This is a genomic window from Stenotrophomonas sp. P5_A8 (genome assembly GCF_056400545.1).
Genome location: NZ_JBFULB010000097.1, coordinates 1 through 12,547, shown reverse-complemented (window position 1 = coordinate 12,547; position 12,547 = coordinate 1). Strand labels below are relative to the sequence as shown.

The 12,547-nt window shown below is 67.1% G+C and carries 7 protein-coding genes; 1 reads left to right on the top strand and 6 read right to left on the bottom strand.

Annotated elements, in window-relative coordinates; all coding sequences use genetic code 11:
• The 6 genes from AC1DQP_RS09060 to AC1DQP_RS09035 form a co-directional block, all read right to left on the bottom strand.
• A partial coding sequence (locus AC1DQP_RS09060; RefSeq protein WP_478051447.1) for a glycoside hydrolase family 2 protein occupies window positions 1-1,413 on the bottom strand: 1,413 nt, incomplete at its 3' end.
• 124 nt (window positions 1,414-1,537) lie between these two features.
• Window positions 1,538-2,746, bottom strand: a complete 1,209-nt coding sequence (locus AC1DQP_RS09055) for an AGE family epimerase/isomerase (RefSeq protein ID WP_457321329.1) — start codon at window positions 2,744-2,746, stop codon at window positions 1,538-1,540.
• Entirely contained in the window at window positions 2,743-3,738 is a 996-nt protein-coding gene (locus AC1DQP_RS09050; RefSeq protein WP_478051446.1) for a carbohydrate kinase family protein, read from the bottom strand. The genes AC1DQP_RS09055 and AC1DQP_RS09050 overlap by 4 nt, the downstream gene beginning before the upstream one ends.
• A gap of 7 nt (window positions 3,739-3,745) precedes the next feature.
• Entirely contained in the window at window positions 3,746-5,056 is a 1,311-nt protein-coding gene (gene fucP, locus AC1DQP_RS09045; protein WP_478051445.1) for an L-fucose:H+ symporter permease, read from the bottom strand.
• Between the two features lie 44 nt (window positions 5,057-5,100).
• Complete coding sequence (locus AC1DQP_RS09040; RefSeq protein ID WP_457319523.1) at window positions 5,101-6,147, bottom strand: LacI family DNA-binding transcriptional regulator; 1,047 nt, start codon at window positions 6,145-6,147, stop codon at window positions 5,101-5,103.
• A 105-nt stretch (window positions 6,148-6,252) separates the two neighbouring features.
• Window positions 6,253-8,724: a GH92 family glycosyl hydrolase gene (locus AC1DQP_RS09035; protein WP_457319522.1), complete on the bottom strand. Its 2,472-nt coding sequence runs from the start codon at window positions 8,722-8,724 to the stop codon at window positions 6,253-6,255.
• 597 nt (window positions 8,725-9,321) lie between these two features.
• Between AC1DQP_RS09035 and AC1DQP_RS09030 the strand changes: the two genes are divergently transcribed.
• Window positions 9,322-12,411, top strand: coding sequence for a TonB-dependent receptor (locus AC1DQP_RS09030; RefSeq protein ID WP_478051444.1), 3,090 nt, complete (start codon window positions 9,322-9,324; stop codon window positions 12,409-12,411).
• Window positions 12,412-12,547 lie beyond the last annotated feature (136 nt).

Here is a 12,547-nt window from a genome sequence, read left to right as displayed (position 1 = left end):
CCACAGGACCACGCTGGGATGGTGGCGCAGCCGGCGCACGTTSTCGCGCGCTTCGGCGACCACATTGGCGCGGAACGCCGGATCGTAGCCGGGCTGCATGCCGCCGCCGAACATGAAGTCCTGCCAGACCAGCAGGCCCAGCTCGTCGGCGATGTCGAAGAATGCGTCGTCCTCGTAGTAGCCGCCGCCCCAGTTGCGCAGCATGTTCATGTTGGCATCGCGTGCGGCGGTCAGTTCGCGGCGGATCCGCGCCGCATCGATCCGCGCCGGGAACATGTCGAACGGAATGACGTTGGCGCCCTTGGCGAAGATCGGCACGCCGTTGATCACGAAGGCGAAGCCCTGCCCGCCCTGGCGGTCGGCCTCGCGACGCAGCTCCACGGTGCGCAGGCCGATGCGCTGCTCGATACGGCGTGGCGTAGCACTCTCGGGTGCCAGCGTGGCACGCACGGTATAGCGCGCCTGTTCGCCCTGCCCCGCCGGCCACCAGCGGCGCGGCTGTTTGAGCGAGACCGGCACGGTAATGGCGTTGTCGCCGGCACGCAGCGAGGCGACACGATCGATGCGGGCCACCGACACACCGTCCGGATCCAGCATCTCCACGCGCACTGCAGCAGTGCCACGCGCGGCGCTTTCCACCTGCACGGTGATCGCCAGATCGGCATGCGCGGCGTCCAGCGCCCGAGTGTGCACGGCCACGTCGGTCAAGCGCTGTGCATCCCAGCTGTCGAGCAGCACCGGGCGCCAGATCCCCGCCGTCACATAACGCGGGCCCCAATCCCAACCGAAGTGGTAACCGGGCTTGCGCACGAAATTGCCGACCATCGCGTCCTTGGGCTCATCGCCATACGGCGAGGGATAGTTGCCGGCGATCTTGTGCGGCATCGCCTGCACGCCCGGCAGCAGGGTCCTGATCGGCGACCGCAACACGATGCGCAGTTCATTGCCGGTGGCACGCAACCGGCCGTCCACCCGCGCGCGCCAGGTGCGGTGGCTGTTGTTGGCCTGCAACAGCGGTTTCCCGTTCAAACTCACCGTGGCGAAGGTGTCCAGGCCTTGAAACGCCAACTCGGCATGCGCGCGTGCAAGCGTGGCCGCGTCTACGTCGAAGCGCGCACGGTATTCCCAGTCGGCCAGCCCGATCCACTGCAGGTCCGCCTCGGGCGCCCCCACGTAGGGATCGGGGATCACCCCCTGCGCCAGCAGGTCGGTATGCACCGCGCCTGGCACCTGCGCGGTGCGCCACTGCTGCAGGCCGGGGTGCGCGGCACCGCGCGCGTCACCGGGCAGCAGGCGGAATGACCAGTCCGCCGCCAAGGGGGCGGCCGCTACGGGAAGTGCCCACGCGGTCAGCAGGACCAGCAACAGCCAGCAGGCCGGTGCAACGACATGGGAACGGCGGTGCGCGCGCATGGTGGGCTGCCTGGTTGTGGGAGCAGCCGACCAACGGTCGGCTCTGCCGGGGTTTGGGGTAGCCGACCAACGGTCGGCTCTACCGGGGCTTGGGGTAGCCGACCAACGGTCGGCTCCGCCGGATTCAACGGACTACGTTGAGCACTTCGTAGCACGCGCCCATGGTGTGGTAATCGGTCTTGCCGGCCGGGCTTTTTTCGTCGCTGTACGTGCGGTTGTCCGCATCCAGGATGCGGTACCAGCCACCGTAACGATGGTCGATCATGTGCTCCCAGGCATAGCCCCAGAGCTTGTCGTACCAATCCCAGTACACGGCATCACCGGTCCGCTTGGCCAGCAGCGCGGCGGTGGCCAGCGACTCGGCCTGTACCCAGAAATACTTGTCGTCATCACAGACGCTGCCATCGGGCGCGAAACCGTAATACAGACCACCGCGCGCGGCATCCCAACTGCGCTCAACGGCCACGTCGAACAGGTGCCGCGCGGTGGGCACCAGCCACTCGGCCTGGACGTGCCGATCCAGGATCAGCAGCAGCTTGGCCCATTCGGTCTGGTGGCCGGGCTGGAAGCCCCACGGGCGGAACAGGTGCTTGGGGTTGTCGCGGTTGTAGTCCCAATCGATCTGCCACTGCGGATCGTAGTGCTCCCACACCAGGCCATCGCCCTGCGCGGCCTGGCGGCGGGTCATGTGGTCGGCCAGCAGCAGCGCGCGATCCAGGTAGCGCTGCTCGGCACTGGCCTCGAAAGCGGCGAGCATCGCCTCGCACATGTGCATGTTGGCGTTCTGGCCACGGTAATCGCTGAAGTTCCACGCGGCGTCGGCTTCGTCCTTGTACAGGCCGAACGCCGACTCCCAGAAACGCGTCTCCAACAGTTGCCAGGTCTCGTCCATCCATGCGCGCGCGTCGCCGATGCCGGCCTTGAGCGCACAGCTGTAGGCCAGCAGCACGAAGGCCACGCCGTAGCAGTGGTTGGTGGCATCTTCGACCACGCCATCGCGCAGGGTCCAGGCGTAGCCGCCGGTGGCCGCGTTGCGGTGGACCTCGCGCAGGTAGCGCACGCCGTGCTCGACCGCCGCCAGGTCCTCGGGCTTGCCAAACTCCCGGTAGGCCATGGCGTGGTTGAACACGAAACGGGTGCTGCTGACCAGGTGCCGATGCGCAGTGTCGTACACGCTGCCATCGTCAAGGTAGTAGTGGAAGAAGCCGCCCTTCGGGTCGATCTCGTGCGGCTGGTAGAAGGCCATGGTCTGCGCGATGTGGGCGCGCAGGAATTCGGGCGAGCGAAAATCGGGGGTCGGCGGAACCGGGGTGCCATTGATGGGCGTGTTCATGCGGCGTCATCCTGTTGTTGCTGCAGCAGTTGCTGGACTTCTTCAAGGCTGGGCATGGCCGCGAACGCACCCTTGCGGGTGACCGCGAGCGCACCGACGGCGGCACCGAAGCGGATCGCACCGGTCAACGCGGCCGGGTCCTGGCAGAAACCGGCGAACCCGGCGCCATCACCACCGCGCTCACCGATGCCGAACAGCAGGCCGCCGACAAACGCATCGCCGGCGGCAGTAGAGTCCACCGTCTGCACGCGGAAGCCGGTGAGTACGCCATCGGCGTGGCGGGTGTGCCAGCGGATCGGCGCGGCACCGTCGGTGATCACCACCGCCTGGGCCTGCGCGGCCAGCAGACGCGCAATCACCGCCGCGTCGCCACCGGCCTGGTCGGCGGCCAGATACTCCAGCTCCTCGCGCGAGAGTTTGACCAGATCGGCCAGCACCAGCGCGTCCCACAGTCGCGGCAGCGGGTTCGCGTCGGCAGGCCACAGCGCAGGACGCAGGTTGAGGTCGAGGCTGACCATCGCACCGGCGGCACGCGCGCGGCGCATGCCATCCAGCGTGGTCGCGGCGATCTCGGCCTCGGTCAGGCTGTTGGAACACACATGGAAGCTGCGCGTGCCGTCAAAACAGCTGGCGTGGAAGTGCTCGCTGCGGAACAGCAGGTCCGCCGCCGGCGGCCGGTAGAAGCTGAAACTGCGCTCGCCGTGGGCGTCCAGCGCCACGAACGCCAGCGCGGTCTTGGCCGCGCCGGTACGCACGATGCAGTCGGTGGCCACACCGGCGTCGGCCAGGCTCTCGGCGAGGAAGTCGCCGAACATGTCGTTGCCGAGCATGCCGGCGAAATGGGTGTCCGCACCCAGCCGCGCCGCGGCCACCGCGACGTTGGCCGGTGCCCCACCGGCGTACTGCAGGAACGCGCGCGGGGTGTCGGCGCTGGCCGGCGGCTGCGCAAGTAGATCGATCAAAATCTCGCCGAAACAGACAATCTTGCTCATTCTGGCCTCAGGCTCCGTGGCGGAATGCGGCGCTCGGGCGCGAACCCGACAGGCCATAGAAAATGATGTAGCCGTAGCACACCAGCGGCAGGATGAAGGACGGCTGCAGACCGATATGGTCGGCCAGCACGCCCTGCAGGTACGGCACCACCGCGCCCCCGACAATGGCCATGATCAGCAGGCTGGAGGCCTTGTTGGTCAGCGGCCCCAGGCGCTCGATGCTCAACGCAAAGATGGTCGGGAACATGATCGAGTTGAACAGGCCCACCGCCACCACCGCATACAGCGCTACGTGGCCGGTGCTGAGCATGGTCAGCGCCAGCAGCAGTACGTTGACCGCGGCGAACACGGTCAGCAGCACGCGCGGCGAGAAGCGGGTCATGATCGCCGAGCCGGCGAAGCGACCGATCATCGCCAGCGTCCAGTACGCGGACACGTAATGGGTGGCCTGCTGCTCGGTGAAGCCGCCGATGGCCGGCATCGACAGGTAGTTCACCAGGAAGCTGCCGATCGACACTTCCGCGCCCACGTAGAAGAAGATCGCCAGCACGCCGAACAGCACGTGCTTGTGGCGCAGCGCGTCCAGCAGCGTGTGYTTGCCGCTGTCAGCCTGCTCGGTGGTCTCGGTCAATGCCGGCAGGCGGAACAGGTAGACGAACACGGCCAGCAGCGCCAGCGCGATCGCCAGGCCCACGTACGGGCCCTGCACCGACTGCGCTTCCTGCACGCGGTAGGCGATCTGTTCGGCCGACGGCAGCGCGGCCAGCTCATCGGCACTCTTGACCGTGTTGCCCAGGATCAGCAGGCCGCCGAAGATCGGTGCGATCGCCGTGCCCAGCGAGTTCAATGCCTGGGCCAGGGTCAGGCGGCTCGACGCGGTCTGTTCCGGACCGAGCAGCGCGACGTACGGATTGGCCGCCACCTGCAGCACGGTGATGCCGGTGGCGAGCACGAACAGCGCGCCGAGGAAGGCTTCATACACGCGCAGTTCGGCCGCCGGCCAGAAGCCCAGCGCGCCGACCGCGGCAATGGCCAGGCCGGCCACGATGCCTTTCTTGTAGCCCAGGTGCGCCACCAGCCGACCGGCCGGCAGCGACATCAGGAAATAGGTGCCGAAGAAGGTGAACTGCACCAGCATCGCCTTGGCGTAGTTCAGTTCGAACACCGCCTTCAGATGTGGAATCAGGATGTCGTTGAGGCAAGTCAAAAAGCCCCACATGAAGAAGATCGTGGTCGCCACGGCCAGGGCCATGCGCGTGTTGACCACGGGCGCGGACGCAGACGAGGAGGGCAGTCGGGGCGTTGGAGAAATGGGCATTCAGGTACGCGCCTCGTTGCGCGAGCAGGTGAAGGAAGACGCCATCACGCGGCCGCGGGGCCGCTGCTGGCGCGGATGCGCAGTTGTACGGGCGCCACGGTGCGTTGTGGTGCCGCTTCGGGATGGTCCAGCCGCTGCAGCAGCAGTTCGGCCGCTTGCCGGCCACGCTCGCGCGGGTTGACCGTGAGCGTGGTCAGCGGCGGCAGGGCAACCGCCGCTTCGGAGATGTCATCGAACCCGGTCACCGCGAAATCGATGCCGGGCCGCACCCCGCGCGAGGCCAGGCCCAGCATCAGGCCGAGGGCGACGCTGTCGTTGTAGCAGACCGCCGCGGTGGGCGCCGGATCGCGCGCGAACAGTTCTTCGCTGCGCGCGGCGGCTTCAAGGCGGTTGGGCGCCGATTCGATCAGCCAGTCCGGTTGCACGTCCCTGCCCGCTTCGGCCAGCGCCTGCGCGTAGCCCAGCCGACGCTGGTGGCAGGAACTGGAATCGGCGTGGCCACCGAAGAAGGCGATGCGCTGGTGACCGCGTTCGATCAGGTGGCGGGTGGCCAGGTAGGCGCCCTGCTGGTTGTCCAGGGTGAGGAAGTCCCAGTCGGCGCCGGGCGGCTCGCGGTTGAACAGCAGGACGTTGGCATTGAAGCCCAGCACCTGGCGCAGTTCCGCCGCGTCACTGCCTTCGGCCGGCGACAGGATCAGGCCGGCCGGGGTGTGTTCCATCAAGGTGGTCAACACCGCCTGCTGCCGCTGCGGCGATTCGCCGGTGCTGCCGAGCAGGGTCACAAACCCCTTGGCACCGAGCGCCTCGTCCACGCCGGAGGCGAACTCGGCGAAGAACGGGTTGGACAGGTCGTTGATCACCAGGGCCACGCTGGAGGACGTGCGACGCCGCAGGTTGGCCGCGCCCCGGTTGTAGACATAGCGCTGGCGACGCAGCTCGGCCTCGACCCGGGCGCGGGTGTCGACGTTGACCAGCGGGCTGCCGCGCAACACCAGCGACACGGTCGCCCGCGACACGCCGATCGCCTCGGCGATATCGGTCACGGTGACTGCGCGCGTTCCCTTGCCTGCGGGTGTGGCCTTGTCGTTCATCGTGTCCGCCCGGTCCTTGTCATCCCGCAAGCCTAAACGATCGCATCGGCCAACGGACCGTGCCGGTGCCGGTGGTCGGGGCGCAGCCGTTGGGCAGACGCAGGTTCATTCCAGCACCGCGCCCGGGGTGGCGCAGTAGGAGCGCGGCAACGCCTCGGCGCGGGTGCCCCAGCCGGTGGTCGGGGCCTGGGCGCCGAGCGCGAAGTCGATGCGCCCGCCCTGCTGCAGGCGGGTCCAGTCCAGCCACACCGGCGCGTGGTCCTGGCCGTCGACGCGCACGCCCTGCACGTACTGCAGGGTGCGGCCATCGGCACCGGCGGCGGCCAGGGTCAGGCTACGGCCGGTGCCCAGGTCCACCTCCACCCTGGAAAAGCGCGGGGTGTGCAGCAGGAACTGGCCACTGCCGGGCACCGCCGGGTACAGGCCGATCGCGCTGAACAGGTACCACGCCGACATCGTGCCCAGGTCGTCATTGCCGGTCACGCCGTTGGGCGCATTGGTGAACAGCTGCTGGGCCGCGCGCACCACCGTGGCGGTCTTCCACGGCTGGCCGATCAGCGTGTACATCCACGGCGCGTGCAGGTCCGGTTCGTTGTTGGGGTTGTAGCGGTACTGGTTGTAGTAGCTGTACGGCCCCACCACCCATTCCTTGCGTGCGGCGGTCAGCGGCGACTGCACCAGGACGTCGTAGGCGAAGAACGCATCCAGGCGCTTGCCGGCCTGCTCGCGGCCGTGCATGGCCTGGATCAGGCCGGGCATGTCCTGCTGTGCCAGCCACTGGTACTGCCACGCGGTGCCTTCATGGAACCCATGGTGCGACCGCGGGCTGTAGTGGCCGTCGGACGGCACGTACCACTTGCCATCGTCCATGCGCGGACGCGGGAACCCGCTCATGCCGGTCTCTTCATCGCGCACCTGCGGGTCCCACACCTTGTGCCAGTTGCCGCCGCGCGTGCGCAGCGTAGCCGCATCGTCGGCATGGCCCAGCCCCTCGGCCATCTGTGCCAGCGCGCAGTCGGCCAGCGCGTATTCCAGCGTGGCCGAGCCCCCGTGATGCGGATCGACGTCCATGCCCTTGGAGGGGAACGCGCGGTCGTAGGCCACAAAGCCGTTTTCCACGTAGCCCGGATTGCCGGAACGACCGGCATGGCGCGAGTTGAGCGGCGGCTGTTCGAACGCGTTGCGGCGCAGCGCGGTGTAGGCCTCGGCCTCGCGCCCGGCGAGCGCGCCGAAGCGCCACAGGTCGACCAGGAACGGGGTGACCGGATCGCCGGTCATGATGTTGGTTTCAAAATTGGCGTAGCCCCAGCGCGGCAGCCAGCCGCCCTGTTCGTTGATGGCCAGGAGGCTGCGGCCGATGTCGCGCGCCACCGCCGGGCGGGTCAATGCCAGCCACTGGTTCTGCGCGCGGTAGGTATCCCACAACGAGAAATACTCGTAGTAGGTCCAGCCGTCCGCGCGATGGATGGCGTCGTCGTAGCCACGGTAGCGGCCATCGGCATCGCTGCCGGTCAGCGGCTGCAGCAGTGCGTGGTACAGCGCCGAATAGAACACGGTACGGTCATCGCTGCTGCCGCCTTCCACGCTCGTGGTGGCCAGCTCGCGCCGCCACTGCTGCTGGGCCTGCGTGCGCATCTGCTCGAACCCCAGCAGCTTGCCGCCCTGCATGCCGTCGCTGCGCAGGTTGGTGCGCGCGCCTTCGGCGTCCACGTGCGAGATCGCGCTGATCGCGGTGACCGCGCGCTCCGTGCCCTTGCCCACGTCGAAGCTCAACCACGCGCCGCTGGGCTTTTGTTCGCCTTCCATGCGATGCCGCGCACCGGCCAGGCCGCCCTCTTCGCCCCAGGTACCGAACGCCTTGAACGGGCGGTCGAACTCGATGCGGAACCACGTGGTGTACTGGTGCCCGCCGCAGAAGCTCTTGGTGACCAGCTTGCCCTCGACCACGCGGTCGCCGACCACGTCGATCACGCTGCCGATCACCGAATGCCGCTCGTTGGCCTGGCCGACGTTGACCAGCACATGGCCGGTACCGGCGTCGACCGGGAAGGTGTAACGCTCGGCCGCAGCGCGGGTACGCGCGGTGGCCTCGGCATCGATGCCGCCGTAACCGGTCAGGCGCACCTTGTAGTAGCCGGCCTGGCCGACCTCGCCCTCATGGGTGTAGCTGGAGGCGTAGCGCTTGTGGTCGAAGCTCTTGGCATCGTCGGTGTTGAAGTCGCCGCCCTTGCCGATGCTGCCGGTGACCGGCAGTACCGAGACCTGCCCGCCCTGCTCCCAACAGCCGGCACCGGACAGGAAGGAGTGGCCGAAGCCGCGGATCTTGGGATCGTCATAGCGCCAGCCGGCGTAGTGCTCGCCGATCGGGCTGACCTGGATCAGCCCGAACGGGGCCGAGGCGCCCGGGAAGGTGTTGCCGTCATCCTTGCTGCCGATGAACGTGTTGACCTCACGCTCAAGCGCGATCGGGGCGGCGGCCTGCAGCATCGGCGCGAACGCCAGGGCGAACAGGCAGGCCAGGCGTGGCAGGGCGCGGCGTGACGGGGGGACGACAGAGGCGGACGGCATTCGGCGCATGGGTGGATCCTGTGGGTCGATGTCGGTGCTGACGAAGGGGCGCAAAGCCCCGCCACTGCTGGCCGGGCGTCTCCCCGGGACGCGGCTCCAGATCCACGTTGCCGTGAATTTAGATCGATTCAAGTAAAGCACGGGGATTTCGGCCGATGCATTCTGCGGCGCAACATGGCGGGCCCGGATAGGCGGAGGCACGCTTGCGCCGTGCCGCCCGGCCGACGCTTCAGCATCTGTTCGTGGCCTCGACGCAACCTGGCGATGGATGGCTGATGCCTCTGCAAGCGACGCGACAGCCATCCCTCCCCAGCCGTCTCCGCGCACGAAAACGTTTTCATGGTTTTTTCGATCGCGTCACACCCTCGACGCGCGCTTGCCATATTGCGCAGCAGCATGCGTCGCCCGCCGGGCCGTGCTAAAAAATCCCCGCCAATCGTTTAGATCGATCCAACTTTAAACGGTCACGATTGCTGGAGGGGGTGGGTGGGGACCACCACGCGCTGCATGCCGGACGCACGACTCGACGCCCCAAGGCGCCTTGAAAATTAGATCGATTCAATCACGTATCGCCACCGTTTCAATCCAGGAGAGGGAGAGAGTGGAATGAACAAGATGTCCCGCATGCGCAACCGCGACACGCTGTCGGCCGCCATTACCGCCGCGCTGTTCGCCGCCGCGCTGGTTCCGGCCAGCGCTTTTGCACAACAGGCCAGCCCGGCCTCGTCACCGGAGGCCACCACGCTCGACAGCGTGACCGTCACCGGCTACCGCTACGCCATCGAAAAGAGCCTGCAGCAGAAGCGCGACGCCAACGCCGTGGTCGAAGTGATCACCGCCGAGGACGTCGGCAAGTTCCCCGACAAAAACGTCGCCGATGCGCTGCAGCGCGTGCCCGGCGTGGTCATCGAGCGCAGCGGCGGCGAAGGCAAGACCGTCAGCGTGCGCGGCCTCGCCCCAGACCTGACGCTCACCCAGTTGAACGGCAACTACGTCGCCACCTCGGAAACCAACAACGAAGCGACGCGCTCGTTCAACTACACGCTGCTGCCGGCAAACATGCTGTCCAGCGCGGAGCTGTTCAAATCGCCCGAGGCGCGCATCGACGAGGGCGGCATCGGCGGCACGGTGATCCTGCATACCCGTCGTCCGCTGGATATGGAAGCCAACTCCGGTTACGTGAACCTGGAAGGCACGTCGTCAGATACCAGCCACGACATCGAACCGCAGGTGTCGGCGCTGTACTCCTGGCACAGCAAGGACGAGCGTTTCGGCCTGCTGGTCGGGGCGACCAAGCAGACCCGCACCAGCCGCACCATGCAGGCCAGCACCGAGGACTATCAGTGGTACGGCAACGGCACCGACGCACGCGATGCCAACGGCAACGTACTGTCGCAGGACGGCATCCACTACTGGTGGGGCCAGTCCGGCTTCAATGACCAGAGCGGGCGCAACTACAGCGAATTCTTCATGCCGACCTCGGTGAACTTCGCGGTCAAGGAAGAAAAGCGCGAGCGTACCGGCGGCCAGTTCACCTTCCAGTTCAAGCCGCTGGACAACCTGACCCTGACCGCCAACTACTTCCGCTTCGAGCTGCAGGGGGATTACACCCAGAACATGCTGAAGATTCCGGAATGGAACCTGGCGCGCTACAACGGGGACGGCAACTGGGACGGCGGCCGCCTGCTCAACGGGCTCAGCTTCGACCCCAGTGGCAGCATCGTCACCGGTGCGCAGTACGAAAAGCTGGCCGGCAAGACCTACTACTGCAGCGAGGAACAGGCCGCCGCCGCCGGCATGGCGCCGGGTGGCTGGGGTCCGGACGACTGCACCATCCCCACCCCGCAGCTGACCGGTACCTACAGCAAGGAAAAAGCGCTGTCGCAGACCGCCGACCTCACCGTCGACTGGGACATCAGCCCGCTGTGGAAGGCCTCCTTCACCGGCGGCCGCACCTGGTCCGAGGGCGGTCCGTCGATGAACTTCAGCATGTCGGCCAAGCCGCGCCGCCAGGTCGATGGCGTGTGGCAGTCCGGCAACACCTACAGCGCCTGGGACCTGACCGGCACGCCGAGCGCCACGTTCTCGCCGAACCTGCAGGACCAGCTGATGGCCGGCATCGCCGAGATCGATACCGGCTCCACCGGTTCGTCGTGGATGCAGACCAGCGTCAAGCAGAACTACTTCCAGGCCGACGTCACCAAGATGTTCGAAAGCGGCTGGCTGGACTCGATCCAGTTCGGCGCCAAGTACCGTGATGGTGAAGTCCACCGCAATACCGGCAACACCTACTGGGTGTGCCAGGGCAAGGACCCGGCCGACTACGACAACAACCGCTACCAGGCCGGTTGCGATTCGACCGCGGGGCAGGCCCAGCCCGGCTTCTTCCTGTCCAGCCCGATCAGCAACATCGCCGGCGGCTTCAACGCCAACGTGTTCCCGGGCATCAACTACCCCGCCTACATCGACTTCCTCAACCAGAAGTACGGCGGTTCCTACAGCCGCAAGGAAGAGGACTTCGTCTACAACGTCAACGAGAAGATCTACTCCGGCTACTTCCAGGCCAACTTCCGTACCGAGCGCCTGCGCGGCAACGTCGGCGTGCGCGTGGTGCGCACCCAGCAGTTCGCCGAGTCCAGCGATTCGGTGGAGAAGTTCAACGACTACTTCCAGGACAACGCCGCGGGCGCGCCGATGRGCTGCAACGATCCGGCCGCTGGACCGCTGATCGCCTCCAACACCGGTTATGTGTGCCAGAGCGGTTTCGTGCGCCTGCCCGATGGCCTGGCCCGCGAGAAGACCTACGAGTTCGCCTCGCTTGAACGGACCTACACCGACTTCCTGCCGAGCTTCAACATCGCCTGGGACATCACCGACAACCTGGTGCTGCGCGGCGCGGCGTCGAAGGTCATCGCCCGCCCCGGCTACACCAGCATCGCGGCGCCCGGCAGCCTGAGCTACGTAAGCGAGGAATACAGCAACGACCGTCGTGTCGCCGGCGGCACCGATACCCCCGGCTGGTATGGCCACGGCAGCAACAAGAATCTGGAGCCGTTCGAAGCGACCCAGTTCGACATCGGCCTGGAGTGGTACTTCAAGCCGGGCTCGGTGGCCGGTGCGGCCCTGTTCCGCAAGAACGTGGACAACTTCACCGTGCCGGTGGTGCGCGACCAGCAGATGACCGTGGGTGGCCAGACGGTGACGGTGCAGAAGTACGAAACCGAAGCCAACGGCCGCGATGGCGTGTCGCAGGGTGTGGAGCTGTACGGTCAGTACACCTTCGACATGGGCTTCGGCGTGCAGGCCAACTACACCTACAACGACACCAACCTGGCCTCCATCGTGCTGGACGGCCAGAACATCGGCTCCTCGCCGCTGGTGGGCAGCGCCAAGAACCAGGCCAACGTCACGATCTTCTACGAGAACCAGAAGTTCCTGGCGCGCGCCTCGTACAACCGCCGCGGCGAAGTGGTGGGCGGGCTGGTCAACGGCCTGACCCAGTACTCCGAGCCGTACGACCAGCTGGACCTCAACGCGGCCTACAACCTGACCGATGCCCTGACCCTGACCGCCTCGGTGCTCAATGCCACCAAGTCCGAACAGCGGATCTACCTGGGCAGCGACAGCAAGGCGCGGTTGATCTCCAACACCTATACCGGCCGCCAGCTGTACGTCGGCGTGAACTGGAAGTTCTAAGCCTCACCCACCCCCGCCCCCCGGCGGGGGCACGGTCCTCCACGGCAGCCACGCTCGTACAGGTGGCTGCCGTTTTTTGTGGCGATGCCTCCCCGGGGTAGAGCCACCCCATGGGTGGCTGCACGCGGTGCCGGAC

Coding starts and splice junctions, on each gene's coding strand:
- AC1DQP_RS09050 (WP_478051446.1), bottom strand. CDS start 3,738: ATGAGCAAGATTGTCTGTTTCGGCGAGATTTTGATCGATCTACTTGCG.
- AC1DQP_RS09040 (WP_457319523.1), bottom strand. CDS start 6,147: ATGAACGACAAGGCCACACCCGCAGGCAAGGGAACGCGCGCAGTCACC.
- AC1DQP_RS09055 (WP_457321329.1), bottom strand. CDS start 2,746: ATGAACACGCCCATCAATGGCACCCCGGTTCCGCCGACCCCCGATTTT.
- AC1DQP_RS09035 (WP_457319522.1), bottom strand. CDS start 8,724: ATGCGCCGAATGCCGTCCGCCTCTGTCGTCCCCCCGTCACGCCGCGCC.